Source organism: Anaerorudis cellulosivorans, assembly GCF_025943985.1.
Taxonomy (GTDB): Bacteria; Bacteroidota; Bacteroidia; order Bacteroidales; family Dysgonomonadaceae; genus Anaerorudis; species Anaerorudis cellulosivorans.
Window position 1 is genome coordinate 15,602 of the sequence record NZ_JAPCWE010000021.1, and the last position, 20,101, is coordinate 35,702.

Here is a 20,101-nt window from a genome sequence, read left to right on the forward strand (position 1 = left end):
TTAATTTAAAAGGTAATATTTATACCCAACGTGTATGAAAAACTCTTCGGATAAGACGAATAGTCTACACCCGGAGTAAGTCCGCTTACCGAACTACTTCTAACCGGCGAGCTCACTTCAGGATCATAGCCGGTATAATTTGTCCAGATCCATACATTATTTAATGTACAATACAAACGGAATTGATTACAAGCAAATCTTCGTGTAAAATGTTGAGGAATGGTGTAGCCTACCGTTATATTTTGCAAACGCAGAAACGAACCATCTTCAATTGCCCATGAATGAGGGAACACAGTTGCATTTCCTATACAATGAGGAGACCAATATTTTTTTGGATGAGTTCCCTCGTTCATAGCCGCTAACATTTCGAGATCGGTAACCAATTGACCTTGATTATCCATATAGGTATAACGATTAGCAGAATTCATAAATCCCAATAAATTGGAATACGTGGTTCGATAAGTTTGCGACGAAGCAATCTTGTTGGCGTTATAGATATCGTTGCCATAGACATAATTGAAAAGAATGGTGGCATCTAAATTTTTATAAGAACCATTGAACCCAAAGCCACCGGTGAATTTCGGTGCAGCTTTGCCGATGATTGTTCTGTCGCTTTCATCTACAACACCATCACTTGTAAGATCTTTAAGTTTTAACGATCCCGGCCTTATGGTTACTAATCCGGTAGTAGGCACACCTTCTTTCAAAACATATTTTTTACTAGCCTCGTCATAACTTTCAAAATCTTCGGTCGTATAATAGCCATCCGTTACAAAACCCTGCATCAGACCTACCGGTTCTCCAATTTTTACCAGATAATCATAATATCCCTTCAGATCGGTTCCAGCCCATCCCGATGCATATTCTTGAAAAGTTATACCATCTGTCAACTTATCTACATTAGATCTATTAAATCCAATATTGAAGTTTGCCGAGAAAAAATAGTCTTTATGCTGGAGCAAATAGGCGTTTAATGCCAGTTCTATTCCCTTATTTGATGTCTGCCCCGCATTTTTAAGCTGCGTAGTATATCCCGGTGCTACAATAGGGGCATCCAACAACAAATCTTTTGTCGTATTCCAATAAGCATCTATGCTTCCGCTAAGACGTTCATTAAACAACCCGAAATCTAAACCAACATTGCGAGTGATCATTGTTTCCCAACGAAGATTGGGATTGGCTAATTGGGTGTTTGTCGACTCGTAATAGGAATTCGGTTTATCTCCAATCCCATATGTTTTATCGGTGCGAATCTTGTAATTTAATTTATATAGCGTACTTTTTATTCTGTCATTTCCGGCTTCCCCATAACTTGATCTCAACTTTAAATTCGATATTACATCCTGATTCTTCATAAATTCCTCTTCAGAAATTCTCCAACCTAAAGCAAAAGCCGGAAAATATCCCCATCGATTGTTTTTGGGGAATTTTGAAGAACCATCAGCTCTCAATGTAAAGGTAAAAAGGTATTTTTCAGCATAACTATAATTTAATCGTCCAAAAAATGAAGCTAATTTTGAATCCGGACTAACATAGCTTGTCGATTGTAGCGTTCCTCCGGCCAATCCGATATTTGCAAAAATTTTCTCCGGAGTGAGGTCTATACTATAGCCTGTTGCATACATATAGTTATTATTATCTGCAGAAACATATAATTCTTGCCCTACCATAGCATCTACACGATGATCCCCAAATAAATTTGTATAAGATAAGGTATTAGCCAAACGATAAGAATTTGTATTTTCTTTTTTCCAGTCAACAAGAGGTAATCCGCCAACGTATGATGCATTGGTAGTGTATTGTCCCCAATAGTTTTTTATCTCATTAAAACCATAATCATAATTAAATTCAGATCGAAATCGTAAAGATTTCAAGATATCCCATGTTAGTCCACCACCAAAATAAAAATACCGCTTATTCTGGCGTTTCCAATATTGATCTGCCTGTTCAGATAAAGTTAAATGACTTCGAATATATTCTTCACGTTCTTCTTCGGTTAATGTATTGAGATCAACCTCAATAAAATCGCTCAGTCCTCTCACTGCAGGGGAAGTTACAGCTTGGGTGGTACGTATTTTATATGTACCTCCGGATGTTCCTGAACCGTTTATCTCTGTATCCGATAATCTTGAATTAAAATCAAAGGAAAGGCCATCGGCAATCTTATGATTCAATTTGAAATTTAAATTTGTTCTCCCATAATTGTTATTTTTCATCAATCCGCCATCTTTGTTATAAGTTCCGCTGAGTGAAAACTTTGTTTTCTCGCTTCCCCCTGTTATACTGAGATTCTGTTGTTGAGAAATAACAGAATTTCCAAACATATCTTTTTGCCAGTCTATCCCTTTTTGGTACTTGTAAAGATCCAGATCTTCATATACGCCAAAAGTCCTTTCGAAATTTTTTATATCATCCTCGCCTCCTAATACCGCTTTTTCATAATTGTACATTACATATTCGTAAGGATCCAACACTTCCAATCTTTTAGATAATTGTTTGCTTTGAAAATACCCGTTATAAGAAACCTGCGTTTTCCCCGCTTTGGCACTTTTTGTAGTAATTAATACCACGCCATTTGCACCTCTTGCTCCATAGATTGCAGTAGATGAAGCATCTTTAAGTACATCTATACTTTCAATATCAGCTGGTGCAATATCGTTGATGTTATTCACAGGAAAACCATCGACGATATATAAAGGAGTATTGTCACCGGTAATTGATCCGCCCCCTCTTACTCGAACAATCATTTGAGCATCAGGAGAACCGTCTGCAGTAGTTATCTGAACACCTGCCAACCGGCCTGCCATAGCCTGTGCCGTATTTGTTACCGGTATCTTGGCTATTTGATCTCCTGAAACAGAAGAAACGGCTCCCGTAAGGTCTCTCTTTTTGGTGGTACCATACCCTATAACAACAATCTCATCAAGACTCGAAATATCTTCTTCCATTACAACATTGAGGGGTTCGTCCGTAATGGGAACCTCTACGTTTTTCATTCCAAGATACGAAATTTGCAATGTTCGTGCCGATTGAGGAACTTTTAGCATAAATTTCCCCTCTATATCGGTAACCGTACCAATCGTAGTGCCTTTTACTATCACATTAGCCCCTATTACAGGCTCATCATGAATGTCTTTAACGACACCCGAGATGGTCTTCTCCTGAGCAAAGGCACCTAACACACAAAAAATCAATAGAAAAAAACTGATGGAAAATTTCAGTTTTGCAGTTAATCCATTCATAATTCCATTTTTATAATTATCATTTATTGTTTATTAAACTCCCGATCATTTCTGTCGGTCAATAATTTGGCGGACAAGACTATTGATGTATACTTCAATATCATCATAGGCTAAGCTCAAATCCCTGTCATTGGCATTTGCTTTGTCCGGATCCAATTTCATTCTTATCTCCCACTCATCCGGCATACCATCGTTATCCTTATCTGCAAAAGGTGCAGCACTTTCCAACTTCGGCCATCCACCCACATCATTCTGACTGTCAATTATACCTTTTGTACTGCCATTTGATCCTTCGGCAGTATATGTCCCTTTACGTACATTTTCGATAATTCGTTTATCTACCGTATCGCGCATCAGGGATGCCCCTGCATAGTCGAGCACCTTCCCATATGCCTCTTGTGCCGTATGAGTAAATACATTATCCTCGATGGGATGAGGGGAAAATAACCTCATTGCGGCTTTCTCTTCATCAGAAACTACCCCATAAGAACTGTGAAATTGATTATATACCCCATATGTCCAATTGTCTTCGGTAGCCCTTTCGCTGCCTTCAATATAATTTCCGTCAATATAAAATTTACCCCACCTGTTATAAATCACGCTTGCAGAATCCTTGTTCTTATCGATGGAAATAATTCGCTCTCTGTTTTTGCTTGCGGGTCCGGATTTATAATAACAGTTTACAATATTGACATTCATGGCTTCACCACCATAACAGCTGTTACTTCCCCAATTATAGATTACATTGTTCCTTAAATCCACTAAATCGGTCAAGGCAAACGATTTTCGGGCTTCTTCTCCTAATCGGGGATTTCTACTGTCATGATGAGCTAAAAGATTGTGATGAAAAGAAGCATATCTGCCACCCCATATACCTCCGTAACCATGTGCCCCTTTCACATGCACCGAATTTCGCAGACTTTCGGAAACGATGCACCACTGTATAGTAGTGTTTTCATTGGCATAAAACGAGACACACTCATCGGTTGACCAACTCATCGAACAATGATCGATAATTATATTTTTATGAAACCTCCCTCCCAGCGCGTCAGCTTCTTGTTGTACTTCATCTCCCATACGGAAACGCAAAAAACGGATAATCACATTGTCTGCATTCACTTCAACCGGATAGTTTTTGATGCAAATGCCATCGCCGGGTGCAGTCTGGCCGGCTATAGTGATATTATTGTTCGTAATTTTTAGCGCAGACTTAAGTTCGATAGTACCCGATACGTTGAATATAACATACCGGTTACCCGAAGACTGGACGGCTGATCGTAAACTTCCCGTGCCTGAATCTTCCAGATTGGTAACAAATAACACTTTACCCCCTCGACCCCCCGTGACTTTTCGGCCGAAACCTTCCGCACCGGGAAAAGCATATGCTTCCTCTTCAACAGGAATAGGTTTTTCATCCACAACATCCACCACCCTATTTCCTTTTTCATTACATCCGTAAAAAGGCAACAAAATCCATTCGAAAAACAAACACCATAACAATATATTTCTCATTTTCTGATCCGGTTTAACGTTCGTTTAATGCAATATTTTCACATTTACAATCTATTAATTTGCCTTTCTTGATAATAGATTGTGCTTCATAATTTTACATTTTTATTATAAAAGTTCCTTATCAATATTATATTTTCTGCCCTTTACCGGAGAGATAAATAACTATCAGCGAAAAAATTCTCTTGATTGTACTGTTTTTTATGCACTACTCTTCGGTTAAATATATTTGCAATATTAATATAAATGATTAAAAATAAAGGGGGACAAATTGGTTTTTAAGGGGTGTCATTTTGTTTTAAATAATGAAAAAATGAACATCAAAAAACAAATAACCGTATATTTGTAGTATTAACTCATTTATAATATTGACTTCGGAGTTATTTTGACATTATTAATTTTGTATTTTTATCTGTACCGATATTACCGATATGAAGTCAGAAGCTAAATTTCTTTTCCGGGTGCTATATCTCCTGATTGCCTTACAGGTTAGTAGGACTGAATCATATGCACAATACGAATGCTATTTTGAGCATTACGGTGCAGAGGATGGTTTGCCCCAACATACCGTAATGGATATTTTACAGGATAAAAAAGGATTTATGTGGTTCACTACATGGGATGGATTATGCAAATTCGACGGTTACAAATTCATTACGTACCGTTTGTCTCCAAGCACTAATCCTGAAGCAAAAAGTAACCGGCTGGATTATATTTACGAAGATAAGTATAACACAATTTGGATTCTTTCTTATGACAAACAAGCTTATCGCTTTAATCCTCAAACAGAAGTATTTACAGGCGTTCACTCCCTGGAATATTATAAAGACAAGGAATTTTATACCTCGCAGATCATTATGGCAAAAAGCGGGAAAATCTGGTTGTTATCCGATGACAGTGGATGTATATGCGTAACCGACTCTACCTTTAAAGCGGAAATATTTAATACCCGGAACCAAAATTTAACCGATGATTTTGTAACAACGATTTACGAAGATAAAAAACGAAATTCATGGATCCTCACCGGAAAAGGCCTCACTTTTTTATCTCCCAACCATGATCAAAAGCTATTTTATTTTCATCCGAAATCCGATACGCCATACAAAAAATGTGAACCTTTTTTCGATGCATTGGAATTTGAAGATGAAATATGGTTTGCTTCAAGCAACGGTAGGATATGGCGATACGACAAAGATAACGGCGTATTCTCAGTATTGAAAACCCAGGCCACATCCGACATTATCACCCTAAAAAAAATTTCTTCTGAAAAAATTTTCATTGTTTCAGAAAACAGTGGATTCCTGATTTATAATACTTTTGACGGAAGCATCGACAAATACGATACACAGACCCTTCCCGGGATGAAATCCGACAAAATTTTGAATACCTTCATCGATAAATCGAAAAACATCTGGATGGAAACCGATCAATTGGGCGTTGCAAAATTCAATCCCTATACCAAAAAATACATTCATTTCACACCCTCTATCGAAAGTACAGAGTCTAATGTATTTCCCCCAAATTTCTTTATCTTCGAAGATAAAGAAAACCGCTTATGGGTTCATCCCCGAGGTGGAGGATTTTCCCTATACGATAAAACGGAGGATAAACTCCAACCTTTCTATAATGAACCTTTCGCTCCAAATTGGATGTTTTCCAACATGCTGCATTCGGCATATGCCGACCGGCAAGGAAATCTGTGGCTGGCCACTCGTTCATGCGGATTGGAAAAAGTGATTTTTTATGATTCCAAATTCAAAACCATTCACGTAAACAGCAATATTCACTCTGCAGTCAACAACGATGTACGACCCATTTTTCAGGATTCCGAAAAAAATATATGGATTGCAACAAAAGACGAAAAAATTCATATCTATGATCAAAATATGCAGAAAAAAGGGATCCTCACCGAAGATGGAATTATTGGTGAGGGGCCTTCATTGGCGGGAAGTGCCTATTGCATCATGGAAGACTCGAAAAAGAACATCTGGATAGGAACAAAAGGAAAAGGCGTTTACAAATTGATAAGAAAAAAAAATCCGAATACCTTCGAAATTCATCCTATCCAACACAACCCACACAACCCATTTTCGTTGAGCAACGATAATATTTATTCCATTTTTGAAGATAAAAATGGGAACATATGGATTGGGACATACGGTGGAGGGCTTAACCTGATACGTGGAGGCAACGAAAAATCAGGAATAATAAACGGCAACAACAACCTTAAAAACTATCCTTTGAAACAGGGAGCTCAAGTGAGAATACTATCTGCCGACAAACATGGGAATATATATGTCGGGACAACTTTTGGTTTAATCGTATTCGATGAAAATTTTACCAAACCCGAAGAGATTGTTTTCCGTGTTTATCTGAGAAAAGACAGAGCCAATTCAATTGGAGGAAACGACATATTCGATATCTGCACCACAAAATCGGGGGATACCTATATCGGAACTTTCGGAGGGGGAATAAGTAAAATAGAAGAGACCGACCAAAACGGCTTTCCCTTAACCTTTAAGTCCTTTGGCACATCAAACGGATTACCCTCAAACATTATACTTTCGCTCATGGAAGACAATGACGGTAACCTATGGATCGCAACAGAAGAAAAGCTTACCAAATTTAATCCGCAAAAAGAGACCTTCGAAAATTTCAGTGAAATCAAACGCTTGATGAAAAAACAGAGCTTCTCTGAAAATTCACGTTGCCGCATTCATAACGGAAGCATGCTTTTTGGCTTCTCTCACGGTATTGTCATTTTCGATCCAAAAGATATTGCACACCCCACATTTAATCCGTATCTCGCTTTAGTCCAATTGAAAATTTTTAATCAGAGAATACCCATTTCAACCAAGGGTCCACTGAAAAAAAACATCAATTACTTGGAAAAATTAGAGCTTAAACATGATCAGAATTTTTTCAGCATCGAATTTGCCGCATTGGATTATGTTGATCCCGAAAATATACTGTATGCTTACAAATTAGACGGATTCGATAAAGAGTGGATATATACGGGCAACAATCGAATAGCCAACTACACGAATCTTTCAAAAGGAAAATATACCTTCCGCGTCAAATCGACTAACAGTGAAGGGGTTTGGATGAACAACGAACGCACATTGGCCATTGAAGTATTGCCTCCTTTTTGGGATACGTCATGGGCACATTTCATCTACGTTCTGCTATCCCTTACCTTAATATATTTCGTATTCAAGATATTGCACACCTTTTATGAGATGCGCAATAAAATTATTCTGGAACAAAAAGAATCCGAAATCAAAACGACATTTTTCACCAATATTTCTCACGAAATACGTACTCCTCTCACCATGATCGTATCCCCTATCGAAAATATGCTGCAACGCAACGATACACCCGAACCAATAAAAAAACAACTGACTATCGTAACAAAAAACACCAACCGCCTGCTCAACATGGTGAATCAAATACTGGATTTCCAAAAAATTCAACAAACCTCTTCACTCACGGTAACCAAAATCGAAATCGTTCCTTTCGTTGAGAATATCTTTAATACTTTTTCAAAAAATGCCGAAATACAACACATTGAGTATACTTTTGTAAACAAAGCAGAAGGAGCAATCCTTTGGGCAGACCCGGAAGCAGTAGAAAAAATCCTTGTAAATCTGCTCTCCAACGCTTTCAAATATACTCCGATGGGCAAGTCCATCCGTTTGTCTGTATTCGAGCAAAATGACAAACTGGCCATTCAAGTTGCAGATACCGGTTTAGGAATCAATAAAGAAAAACAAAGCCGGCTGTTTAAACGATTCGAATCGTTTAACGAAGATAAAAGCAAACCCAGCACCGGTATCGGACTTTCTATCGTAAAAGACCTCGCAGATAAACACCATGCCGATATTCAGGTTGAAAGCGAAACGGGCAAAGGAACAACTTTTACGGTGCTGTTTAAAAAAGGTATATTGCATTACGATTCCGATGTTTTGATAAAAGATTCGACGGAAACAAAACAGGAAAATAAACCCTCATTCATAAATGAAGTTTTGAATAAAAATATATCCTTAAACGAAAAAACAAACGAAAAAACCTGTATCTTGATTGTTGAAGACGACGAAGATTTAAGACAATTCATAAAATCCCTCTTAGAAATAGATTATGAGGTGCACGAAGCTTCCAACGGAAAAGAAGGCATGAAAAAAGCGCTGGAGCTTATACCCGACTTCATTATCAGCGATATTATGATGCCTGAAATGGACGGCATCAAATTTCTTGAAAACGTTCGCAAGAACATTCAGACAAGTCATATTTTATTTTTGTTATTGACGGCAAAAACTACGATTGACAGCAAACTCGAAGGATTTGAACACGGTGCCGATGAGTACATAACCAAACCGTTCAGCGTCTCTTATTTTCAAACAAGAATAAAAAATTTATTGAAAAGACGAAATGAACTCCAACAATATTACCGCAATAAAGGATATTCCGAGCCCGATAAAGAAACCATCGAGACCTCTTCTCTGCATAATTTTATAAACCAACAAGATGCCGATTTTCTTAAATCGGTAGATGATTTCATACAAAATCACCTGGGTGAAAACGATTTTGTAGTAGAAGATCTTGCAAGAGAGATGGGGATGAGCCGTACGGTATTTTTCAAAAAAATAAAAGGACTAACCGGTTTATCACCCATTGAATACATTCACGAAGCAATGATGCAAAAAGCTGCCTGCTTATTGAAAACAGGAGAATTCACCGTTAAAGAAATTTCGTTTATGTTAGGTATCTCCGACACAAAATACTTTACGAAATGCTTTAAGAAAAAATACAGTGTCACTCCTGGTGAATATAAAAAGAAACATATAAATAGAACAATCAATAAAGTATGAAAACAAAACTAATTTTGCTTTTAATTACTATCTATTGGGGACAAGAAATTTATTCTCAGCACATAACGGTAAAAAATACGTCAAATCATCCCCTGAAAGATTATACAGTAGAGATCCCGATTGAAAAAATATCGCTATCTTTAGCTCATTATGTTGTTGTGACAGAAAAAGGGGAAGAAATACCGTTGGAAGTGGTTCCCGATCTGAAAGGAATTCAAAAAGCAGTTTTCCCGATTGCTGATTTATCGGCAAATGAAACACGGGTATTTTCCATTAAAAAAGGTTTCGCCCACAACTACCCAAAACGTACATACGCCGAATTGGCACATAAAATAGGAGGAAAATTTGTTAACAACAAATATGAAGGAGGTTTTTCGTGGGTTAAACCCAATTATCTCCGTGTTCCCGATGGATTTACCGATCATGCCTATTATATCAAATATGAAGGGCCCGGTTGGGAAAGCGATAAGGTGGGATTTCGATTTTATTTGGATTGGCGCAATGCTATAGATGTTTTCGGGAAAAAAACACCCCACATCGTATTGCCTTTTGTGGGAGTAGATGGCTACGACAACTATCATAAAATGGCCGACTGGGGAATGGACAATATGAAAGTGGGAGAATCACTCGGCTTGGGTTCTATTGCCATATGGGACGGGAACAAAGCCGTGAGAGTAGAAAAAAGAGATAGCGTGATCTGCTTCATCCCTGCCGACGGAAAAATTCGTTCACAGGTAATGACCACTTATTATGGATGGGATGCCAACAAAACGAAATGCAATTTACAATCACTGATAACCATAGATGCAGGAAGTAGAGCCTCACATATGGAACTAAAGGTGGATAAAAATATAGATAATATTGCCACCGGAATAATTAAAAATGAAAATGCAGAATTCATTCTTCCTGCCCAATCAAATGGCGAATGGTCATACATCGCAACTTTCGGCAAACAAAGCCTGAATAACGATAAGATGGGATTGGCCGTTTTCTACAAAACAAAGCAACTCGAAAAAATAACGGAAGACAACCTCAATCATGTGATCATACTCAAACCTGAAAACGGATATGTCGATTATTATTTCATGCCGACATGGGAACTCGATTGGGAACCGGTGAAAGATAAAGCAACTTTCGAAAATTGCATTAACGAAGTGCTGAACCGGTTAAATCATCCGGTTTCCGTTACCATAAAATAAAAACCATTCGGTTACTTATACAAAAACATATGTTTATGAAAAAAAGTTTTATTCACGAAGATTTCTTGCTTCAAACCGATGCAGCAAAAAAACTGTATCACGAACATGCCGCAAAAATGCCCATTATCGATTACCATTGTCATTTAAATCCGGCATACATCGCAAACGATCATCAATTTGACAACCTGGGGCAAATATGGCTCGAAGGCGATCATTACAAATGGCGCGCTATGCGAACCAATGGGGTTGATGAACGCTATTGTACGGGCAAAGACACCTCGGATTGGGAGAAATTCGAAAAGTGGGCGGAAACCGTTCCTTACACCATGCGAAATCCGCTGTACCACTGGACACATCTTGAACTGAAAACGGTATTCGGGGTAGAGGAAATTCTGAGTCCGAAAACGGCTAAAAAAATTTATGACATTTGTACCGAAAAACTGCGTACGCCGGAGTTTTCAGCACGTGGACTATTGAAAAAATTTAATGTTGAAACCGTATGCACAACAGACGATCCTGTTGACAGCCTCGAATATCATCTGGCTCTGAAAAAAGAAGGGTTCGAAGTAAAAGTACTACCCGCATGGCGTCCCGACAAAGCAATGGCAGTTGAAAATCCCGCCGAATATCGTACTTATGTGGAAAAACTCTCAAAAGTTTCCGGTGTAACCATCACCAAATTCTCCGACCTTATAGAAGCCTTGCGTAAACGTCACGATTTTTTTGCGAGCGTGGGATGCAAGTTGTCCGATCACGGGATAGAAGAATTCTACGCCGAACCATATACCCAAACAGAAATCGAATCCATATTCGACAAAGTATATGGCGGTACGAAACTGTCGAAAGAAGAAATCCTGAAATTCAAATCGGCCATGCTTTACGAAGGTGCTGTTATGGATTGGGAAAAAGGATGGACACAACAATTTCATTATGGAGCTATTCGTAACAACAACACCCGATTGTTCAAACAGTTGGGACCCGATACCGGATTTGACTCCATAGGCGATTTCACGGTGGCAAAAAACATGAGTCGTTTTCTCGATCGCCTGGATGTGGATAACAAACTGGCCAAAACGATTATTTACAACCTCAATCCAAGAGACAACGATCTTGTGGCCACTATGATAGGAAACTTCCAGGACGGATCTGTTCCCGGTAAAATCCAATTTGGCGCTGCATGGTGGTTTCTCGATCAGAAAACAGGCATTGAAGCGCAGTTAACTTCACTCTCCAATATGGGACTGTTGAGCCGTTTTGTGGGTATGCTCACCGACTCTCGCAGTTTTCTATCGTATCCGCGTCACGAATATTTTCGCCGAATCTTATGCAATCTTATCGGCAACGATGTGGAAAACGGCCTGCTCCCGGCATCCGAAATGGAATTCTTGGGAAAAATGGTCGAAAACATTTCGTATTACAATGCAAAAAACTATTTCAATTTTTAAAATTAGTAATTCACTAAAATATACAGGTATCATGATGAAATTAGGAAAATACAGCTTTGGCGTGGGTGACAGATTCTCTCACGAAGGCAAAGCCCAGTTAAGAGCATTAATGAAAGCAAACCATGCAGGATTGGAAATTATACCGGTATGGAATAAATCGAATCGGGAACACATCTATGTAAACTCCCACCCTTCCGATGTGCGAAAAGAAGCCGACGAAGCCGTAAAAGCATTGAATTACAGAGGACCGTACTTTGTAGATGCGGATCATATTAATCTGAAAACCGTTGCTCCTTTTGTTGAGGTTTCCGATTTTTTCACCCTCGATGTGGCTGCTTTCATAGGAAAAGAAAGCAAAAAAGAAGAGATAGAGGCTTTTATTTCTTCCTGCGAAAAGTATTTGGGACAATTACACGTACCGGGCATTGCAAAACCATTGGAAATCACCCGTCAACTGTTGGAAGAAATCGCCAATAAATTTTTGGCTGCAACACAGCAAGCATCCGAAATATATGCTTATCTGAAGAAAGAAAAAGGAGAAGGGAATTTTATTACCGAAGTATCCATGGATGAAGTGGAAACGCCTCAAACACCGGTAGAAATGCTGTTCATCCTGAAAATGCTGGCCGATAAGGGTGTTCCCGTCCAAACAATCGCTCCTAAATTTACAGGAAGATTCAACAAGGGAGTGGATTATGTAGGTGATCTTGATCAGTTTGCAAAGGAATTCGAAGAAGATGTGCTCGTCATTGATTTTGCAGTAAAAGAATTCGGTCTTCCTGAAGAATTAAAGCTCAGCGTACATTCGGGAAGCGATAAATTCTCCATTTATCCGATCATGGCAAAAATCATTAATAAATATAACAAGGGACTACACCTGAAAACAGCGGGAACTACCTGGCTGGAAGAAGTGATCGGTTTGGCCATTGCAGGAGATGACGGATTGACTGCTGCCAAAAAAATATATGCAAGTGCATATGGAAGAAGAGAAGAATTGTGCGCACCGTATGCCGATGTAATCGATATCGACCCGGATAAACTACCCTCTGTGAACGAGGTGAACAGCTGGTCGAACGAAAAATTTGCCAATACGCTGCGTCATATTCCCAATCATCCCGATTATAATCCCAACTTCCGCCAGTTAATTCATGTTGCCTATAAAGTGGCAGCCGAAATGGGTACTGAATATACCGATTTGCTTAAGAAGTATGCTGATATAATCGGTTCTTGCGTGGAAGAAAACATCTACGACCGACATTTAAAACGATTGTTCAATCTATAAGCGGTTATTTTCTCATACAAGAGGCCGCATCAAAATAATAATCAAGCCGCTGAGAATTGAATTTTGAAATTGTCCTCTGATAAAGGAGTACGAATGCAAAGAGGGTGAAAACACATTATGATACACCCTCTTTTTTATTGCCTTTTAAAGAGTAATCCGATTTACGCTTTAAATGTCGAACCATAAGAATGGTATTTTCCAGATATTCGTATTCCAATTCAAAACATTCCGAAAAAAGATTATTCCCGATATTTTCTTCTATCTGCGATTCCGTCCACAACTTTCCTCCCTCAAGATGCATGCTGTTGAACAGGTCTTCTTCTTCTATGTCGGACACATATAAAAAAATCAAGCGTTTGACTCGCTCGTTTTCGAAAACATATTTCAATAAAAACCGAACCGGAATATTTTCGTTTTTGCATTCCTCTTGGATGATGTTGCGTACTACTTCATCCGGATTTAGATTGTTGAAATCGATAAACCGTTCAAAAGGATAATCCAACTTACCGGGATCCAGCAACCGATCCTCATCGCGACACTTCAGATAAATTTTCCCTTTGTATATCACTGCAATTCTCACCACAGGATGCATAAATTTATTTTTCAAGTCTTTGGAAACAGATTTGGCTATTCTCCCTTTCACATCACCATGATCATCCACAACAGGCAGCCATTCTTCTTTTTTGAGTTGCCTGTCGAGCATACGCAAACGCATCATCTCCATCACAATAATGGTGATCAGAATAATTTGAAAAACGGTTTTTACTGCCAATCGATTAAGGAAAGGAGCATCGGGAGAAGAAAATATAAAAAAAGCCAACACAAAGAGCAAATGAATGGAAAGTCCGTATTGCGTTTGAAAAGCAACCCGGAAAGATTCACTCAAATAATTCTTAACCACCGGGCTGGGATTCCTTGCCATCCGAAAAATGATTTTCGAACGCGAAAGACGGGATACGATCAACGACAAAACAAAAATGATTTCTATCAGAACAAACGTTCTGAATTCGTCAATTCGAGGCGTAATAAAAAATGAAAATAGAAACGAGAGAACAAACGTGATAAGCGAAAGATCGTAAATCAACCTGCTTTGCTTTTTTACGACAAAAAAAGAGGTTCCCGCCAACGCAGACGATATGAGCAAAGCCAACCTTAAATTTATTCTCCCGACAAGAAAAGAAAAAACGAGAAAGGGAATGAGCCCGAAGGCAGGGTTTTTCAATAACTTTCGTATACCATTCATATTCACACAAAAAGACAATCAACAGTCTCCCTATAATAACAACTGCCAACCACTTTTGTTCCTTATGGGTAAAAATAAATGATCAACTGCGAACAATCGCGTTTTTGAAGCAGGGATCCCTTTCTCCTTAGTGTTGAAAATAAAGGTCGGCGTGATAAGACGAACGCACGAGCGGTCCGCTGACAGCGGTATCGAACCCTTTCTCAAGGGCTATCTTTCGAAATTCTTCAAACGTATCGGGATGGATGTATTCCCTCACGGGATAATGATTACGAGAAGGCTGCAAATACTGCCCTACAGTGAGCGAACGACAACCGACAGCCAATAAATCGTCCATCAGTTCATAAATTTCATCGCGGGTTTCACCCAACCCCACCATGATACCCGATTTGGATAAAATGCCGTTTTCAGCAATACGAGCCAGCGTTTTGAGGCTCACATCGTACTTGGCCGCACTGCGAATCTGTGGAGTCAAACGACGAACAGTTTCCATGTTATGCGCCATGACATCGGGTCGGGCAGCACAAACCCGGTCAATGAGTTCTACTCTTCCCTGAAAATCGGGCACCAGAATTTCGACAGTTGTTTCCGGATTTTCCCGACGAACTGTCTCAATGGTTTTCGCCCAATGTTCTGCACCAAAATCCGGCAAATCGTCCCGATCGACCGAAGTAATGACAACGTACTTCAACTTCATCAGTTTAACCGATTGCGCCACATTTTCCGGCTCTTCATGATCCAACGGAAGAGGGCGTCCCGTCCGCGTATTGCAAAACTTACACGACCGAGTACAAATATCGCCCCCGATCATAAAAGTAGCTGTCCCCCTATCCCAACACTCTCCCATATTCGGGCAGCGACCGCTGGAACAAATGGTGTGCAATCCGTGCGATTCCACAATCTTTTTCGTTTGCGTAAAACGTTCGGTCTCACCGAGTTTTATTTTCAGCCAATCGGGTTTTTTTATATGCATTGAAGAATGCGGGTTTTTTGCATCACCGCCCGCTCTGTTGCGCTCATTTAAGGGAAAAGAGTAAGACTGTTTTTTCATTGTTTTCCGGGAGATTTCAACACATTATTTAACTATACAGCAAAAAACGCACAATCAATTTCTGAAACAAAAATTACAGGTTTTTTTTATAAAAATCGATCACCTTTTTATACAGATACGTACGTGCGTTGCCGCCATAAATGGAATGATCTTTGTCGGGAAATACAAACACCTCAAACGGCTTATCTGCCGCAATAAGTGCCCGAGCATATTCTATTGTATGCTGAAAATGCACATTATCGTCGGCCGTTCCATGAATCAGAAGCAAATTACCCTGCAACTTATCGGCAAGTTTCACTGCAGAACCGTTATCGTATCCTTGCGAATTTTGTTGAGGTGTCCGCATATACCGTTCTGTATAAACCGTATCGTAAAAGCGCCAATCGGTAACCGGAGCTATGGCCACACCGGCTTTGAAAACACCATTACCGCGACTCATGCTCATCAATACATTATATCCCCCATAACTCCATCCCCAAATCCCAATGCAATTTTTATCGATATAGGGAAGATTGCCCAAGTGGCGAGCAGCCATCACCTGATCATCCGCTTCTTTTGTACCAAGATTCAAATAGATTTGCTTTCTGAACTCTTCCCCGCGTGCAGCCGTTCCGCGCCCATCTACACATGCCACCACAAACCCTTCGTTCAACAAGGCATATTCCCAATCGACCTCATAACAATCGGCAACTTGCTGCGAATTGGGCCCCCCGTACTGAATCATTATCAACGGATATTTTTTAGAAGGGTCAACGTTTGCAGGCTTCAATATCCAACCGTTTAGCTGCGTTATACCATCGGCAGCAGGTACGGTTATAAATTCTTTCTTCGGCACTCCGGCTTCGGCCACTCGCTGTGCTACATCTGCATTATCTTCGAGCGTCCGTATCATTTTTCCGTTGGCATCGTGCAACGAAATCACGGTAGGCGTATGGAGATCGGACCACCGATTAATAAAATACTTCCCGTTCTTGCTGAACGAAGCCGTATTGTAACCCGGTTTCGGGGAAAGTTTTTCGGGCCGTCCTTTATCGATATTGATCTTATATACATTTCGGCGCAAAGGACTTTCATCGGCTGCCACATAAAATACGGTATGGGTTTGTGGATCAACCATCGGCAAATCCGTTACATCATAACTGCCGGAGGTGAGTTGTTTCTGCAACGTACCTGTCAACCCATAAATATAGATGTGACTGTAACCGTCTTTCTCGGAAACATAGGTGAATCTGTCGGGCAAAAAATGAATGGTCTTGAGAAAATCGGAATCGATATAATACGTGTTTTCGTCGCGAAGAATCAATTTTGCAATCGTGGTGCGCGGATTGGCAAAATACATATCGAAACGGTTCTGATCGCGATTGAGCGTCATCACAGCCAGTTGATCGGGACTATTCGTAAAGGCAATCCTTGGAATATATCCGCCTTCTTCCAACGGTACGTCCAACGTTCGGGTGGTTTTTGCTTCTATATTGAATACGCGACATTCTACTTGCGGATTTTTCTCTCCGGCTTTGGGGTATTTGTACGCATAAAAATCGGGATACAATTGACCGTTAAACGTCTGAAAACGATATTGCGGCACCTCCGATTCGTCGGTACGCACATAAGCCAAAAATTTGTTGTCGGGCGAAAATTCCAGCAACCGTGTCACTCCAAACTCTTCTTCATACACCCAACATGTGGTGCCATTGAGAATCTTATGGGTTTCACCATCTTTCGTCACCTGCGATTCGGTATCGAAATCGAATTTTGCCAACCATATATTGTTGTCGCACACGTAAGCCAGCATCTTGCTGTCGGGAGAAAAAACAGGGACCATCTGTTTGCTTTCATTATCGGTAAGTTTGCGCACCAGGTTACGGCGCACATCATGATAATAATAGGTAGCTTTAAATGAATGCCGGTAAATCTGTTCCCGATCGCGATACACCAACACGCGCTTTTCATCGGGGCTCACCAAAAATCCCTCAAACGTATCGAAGGTGCATTCACGGGCCTTGCGTGTATTAAAAAGTGTATCCACCGCCTTGCCGGATGCATACGAAAACTTGATCACGGCAGTATTAGCGGCATCTGTCTGATAATAATACAACCCATCTGCCGAAGACTCCATCGGTTTTATTCCGCGGGCAGAAAACTTTCCTCCCAAAATATCTTGCAGGGTATAATGCTGCGCCTGCAAAGTCATCATACTTGCTATGCCAAAAAGCAAAACGAATATTTTTCTCATCCGCATCTCTCTAAATTCTTGTATAAATTCACACGTAACAATTCAACTTTCTTGCAAAAATACAGGATTATTTTCAATTTACACAGTAACCCGTTAAAATTCCGTCCCGGACAGATTCCACTCACAGATTCAGAAGTTATACAATACACCCCTCATACCTTGCAGTCTGATTTTATCAACGATTAGGATTGATTTGCAAGTTTCTTGATACTTCTTCTTCGCTCTTCCTTCGCTCTTCCTTCGCTCTTTGTTCGCTCCAAGGCAGGAACGACAACACCAAATTCCCCGGGTTTGGGATAAGGTAAACCTGCAGATTTTCCGCATGTGAAGCGGGATACAGCAGCGGAGACGGAGCGAACTTTATGCGTGAACGACGCAAGCCTGATGCAAGCATGGAGCGAGGAAGGTGCAGCCTTGGTACGGACTTGGTGCGAGGAAAGCATGTCTTGTTCTTGTCTAGTCCTGAAATACGTTTACAGTAAATGTAAACAAAAAACAGAACAATGCAGCTTTGTTTGTAAAATCTCGATTCTTTTATCTATGTTTGTATGTCGAAATCAAAAAATTGCAGTAAATCAAAACAAAAACTTTTCAACGCATTATTTTAAAGTTTTACCTTTCATCCGGAACAAAAATCAACTATGATACACATGAAACCGACAAATTATTTACCTATCATCCTGCTCGCCTTTACAATGTGCACCCAACGAAGCAACACCTTCAAAATCGCAGGGCATATACAAAACGTTCCCGATAGCGGTATCGTCATGCTACACAAAGTGGAAGGAAACTTGGGAAGACTTTTTATGAAAGATACCATCCGTAACGGAACTTTCTCATTCGAAGGAAAAACCGACTCGATTGAAATGCTTAGATTGGTTGTATTGGGCGATAAATATCCATTGAAAACCATAGAAATATGGATCGCTCCGGGGGCAAAAACCAACATAACCGGAAAAGGTCATTTCATCAGTACGTGGGATGTCAAAAGCAACGTTAAAGAACAGCAAGAAGAAGAATTGTATCGGAATGCTATCAAAGAATTAGGTGCAGAATCGGATTCTTTGTTCCGACTATATTATGATAAAATTGACCAGATAGAGAAAGCCGATAATGAAGAAGAACAACACCGATTGAGGACAGAAATTCGATTGGTTCGTAAACAATTGGACAGTTTAGATTTTATGGCACATCGTAAAATTTTTGAAACGATGGCAAAAGAACCTGTAGCGCAAAGTTGGATTAAGCGACTTGCCGATTTTGCCGGTTACTCGGTAGGCTATGCAAGCGTAACCAGATATCCCGAAGACAATATAAAACTAATGCAGGAATTATATAACCGGCTGGATGAAGCACAAAAACAAAGTCCTAAAGGACAACTTATCTATCGATATATTTTTCCTATGCAAATAATAAAAGAAGGAGATCCGATGGCGGATGGCATATTATTCGACCCTGAAGGCAACTCTCATGAGATTGAGCAAGAATATAAGGGAAAATATATTTTACTTGATTTTTGGAGTTTAGGATGCAAACCCTGTATTGAAGCATTCCCCGAAATGAAAGAAATTTACAGGGAGAAAAAAGACAGGCTCTTCATTATCAGTATTACCACCGATACTGAAAACGCTTGGAAAGAGGGATTGAAAAAATATCAATTACCTTGGGTTAATCTTACAGATTATTTGGCAATTGAAGGATACGCCAGTTTGTATGGCGTACGTGGAGTCCCTTATTATGTACTTATTTCTCCCGATGGAATTGTGCAAAAAATGTGGTCTGGATACGCTAAAGGCTCATTAAAAGAAAAACTTAAAGAGATATAAGCCCATTGCTGCAGAAGACCCCAAGTCAGTTCTGTCGCGTAATCATAGAAAACCAAAGGCATAACATTGGAGCAACACATCCAAGAGTGAAGAGAGACTACGTTAGATTTATCATTGGGAAAATTGAAAATTATCATGTAAATTTGTCAGCCTTTATTGAACTTTCAATGAAAATTATTATGAGAAAAATTCTATGGATAATT

The 20,101-nt window shown here is 39.6% G+C and carries 11 protein-coding genes; 5 read left to right on the forward strand and 6 right to left on the reverse strand.

Annotation, left to right across the window (positions count from 1 at the left end):
* Positions 1 to 5 precede the first annotated feature (5 nt).
* Together OLM34_RS10490 and OLM34_RS10495 are read right to left on the reverse strand one after the other, a co-directional pair.
* A complete protein-coding gene (locus tag OLM34_RS10490; RefSeq protein ID WP_264407165.1) occupies positions 6 to 3,242 on the reverse strand; it encodes a SusC/RagA family TonB-linked outer membrane protein in 3,237 nt (1,078 codons plus the stop codon).
* A gap of 45 nt (positions 3,243 to 3,287) precedes the next feature.
* Positions 3,288 to 4,754, reverse strand: a complete 1,467-nt coding sequence (locus tag OLM34_RS10495) for a pectate lyase family protein (RefSeq protein ID WP_264407167.1) — start codon at positions 4,752 to 4,754, stop codon at positions 3,288 to 3,290.
* 428 nt (positions 4,755 to 5,182) lie between these two features.
* On the opposite strand from OLM34_RS10495, the gene OLM34_RS10500 reads away from it, so the two are divergent.
* From OLM34_RS10500 to OLM34_RS10515, 4 genes are read left to right on the forward strand one after another with little or no spacing between them, the layout of a single operon-like run.
* Positions 5,183 to 9,619 carry a hybrid sensor histidine kinase/response regulator transcription factor gene (locus OLM34_RS10500; RefSeq protein ID WP_264407169.1) on the forward strand — a complete coding sequence of 1,479 codons (4,437 nt, stop codon included), beginning with the start codon at positions 5,183 to 5,185 and terminating at the stop codon, positions 9,617 to 9,619.
* Complete coding sequence (locus OLM34_RS10505) at positions 9,616 to 10,818, forward strand: DUF4861 domain-containing protein (RefSeq protein ID WP_264407171.1); 1,203 nt, start codon at positions 9,616 to 9,618, stop codon at positions 10,816 to 10,818. Before OLM34_RS10500 ends, OLM34_RS10505 begins: the two co-directional genes overlap by 4 nt.
* Before the next feature lie 35 nt (positions 10,819 to 10,853).
* Positions 10,854 to 12,263 (forward strand): glucuronate isomerase, encoded by a 1,410-nt coding sequence (gene uxaC, locus OLM34_RS10510; RefSeq protein WP_264407172.1) that lies wholly within the window; start codon positions 10,854 to 10,856, stop codon positions 12,261 to 12,263.
* Positions 12,264 to 12,294: 31 nt separating this feature from the next.
* Positions 12,295 to 13,545: a tagaturonate epimerase family protein gene (locus OLM34_RS10515; RefSeq protein WP_413777225.1), complete on the forward strand. Its 1,251-nt coding sequence runs from the start codon at positions 12,295 to 12,297 to the stop codon at positions 13,543 to 13,545.
* Positions 13,546 to 13,660: 115 nt separating this feature from the next.
* On the opposite strand, the gene OLM34_RS10520 is transcribed toward OLM34_RS10515, so the two are convergent.
* From OLM34_RS10520 to OLM34_RS10535, 4 genes are all read right to left on the reverse strand, one after another.
* The gene (locus OLM34_RS10520; protein WP_264407174.1) at positions 13,661 to 14,788 is read right to left on the reverse strand and encodes a hypothetical protein; all 1,128 of its coding nucleotides are present in this window, start codon (positions 14,786 to 14,788) and stop codon (positions 13,661 to 13,663) included.
* A 127-nt stretch (positions 14,789 to 14,915) separates the two neighbouring features.
* The gene (lipA, locus tag OLM34_RS10525; protein ID WP_264407175.1) at positions 14,916 to 15,761 is read right to left on the reverse strand and encodes a lipoyl synthase; all 846 of its coding nucleotides are present in this window, start codon (positions 15,759 to 15,761) and stop codon (positions 14,916 to 14,918) included.
* Between the two features lie 151 nt (positions 15,762 to 15,912).
* The gene (locus OLM34_RS10530; RefSeq protein ID WP_264407177.1) at positions 15,913 to 18,072 is read right to left on the reverse strand and encodes a S9 family peptidase; all 2,160 of its coding nucleotides are present in this window, start codon (positions 18,070 to 18,072) and stop codon (positions 15,913 to 15,915) included.
* Positions 18,073 to 18,254: 182 nt separating this feature from the next.
* Complete coding sequence (locus tag OLM34_RS10535) at positions 18,255 to 18,515, reverse strand: hypothetical protein (RefSeq protein ID WP_264407178.1); 261 nt, start codon at positions 18,513 to 18,515, stop codon at positions 18,255 to 18,257.
* A gap of 207 nt (positions 18,516 to 18,722) precedes the next feature.
* Here OLM34_RS10535 and OLM34_RS10540 point away from each other — a divergent pair, with 207 nt between their 5' ends.
* The gene (locus OLM34_RS10540; protein ID WP_264407179.1) at positions 18,723 to 19,898 is read left to right on the forward strand and encodes a TlpA disulfide reductase family protein; all 1,176 of its coding nucleotides are present in this window, start codon (positions 18,723 to 18,725) and stop codon (positions 19,896 to 19,898) included.
* Positions 19,899 to 20,101: the final 203 nt, after the last annotated feature.

Coding starts and splice junctions, on each gene's coding strand:
- OLM34_RS10490 (WP_264407165.1), bottom strand. CDS start 3,242: ATGAATGGATTAACTGCAAAACTGAAATTTTCCATCAGTTTTTTTCTA.
- OLM34_RS10495 (WP_264407167.1), bottom strand. CDS start 4,754: ATGAGAAATATATTGTTATGGTGTTTGTTTTTCGAATGGATTTTGTTG.
- OLM34_RS10500 (WP_264407169.1), top strand. CDS start 5,183: ATGAAGTCAGAAGCTAAATTTCTTTTCCGGGTGCTATATCTCCTGATT.
- OLM34_RS10505 (WP_264407171.1), top strand. CDS start 9,616: ATGAAAACAAAACTAATTTTGCTTTTAATTACTATCTATTGGGGACAA.
- uxaC (WP_264407172.1), top strand. CDS start 10,854: ATGAAAAAAAGTTTTATTCACGAAGATTTCTTGCTTCAAACCGATGCA.
- OLM34_RS10515 (WP_413777225.1), top strand. CDS start 12,295: ATGATGAAATTAGGAAAATACAGCTTTGGCGTGGGTGACAGATTCTCT.
- OLM34_RS10520 (WP_264407174.1), bottom strand. CDS start 14,788: ATGAATGGTATACGAAAGTTATTGAAAAACCCTGCCTTCGGGCTCATT.
- lipA (WP_264407175.1), bottom strand. CDS start 15,761: ATGCATATAAAAAAACCCGATTGGCTGAAAATAAAACTCGGTGAGACC.
- OLM34_RS10530 (WP_264407177.1), bottom strand. CDS start 18,072: ATGAGAAAAATATTCGTTTTGCTTTTTGGCATAGCAAGTATGATGACT.
- OLM34_RS10535 (WP_264407178.1), bottom strand. CDS start 18,515: ATGCTTTCCTCGCACCAAGTCCGTACCAAGGCTGCACCTTCCTCGCTC.
- OLM34_RS10540 (WP_264407179.1), top strand. CDS start 18,723: ATGAAACCGACAAATTATTTACCTATCATCCTGCTCGCCTTTACAATG.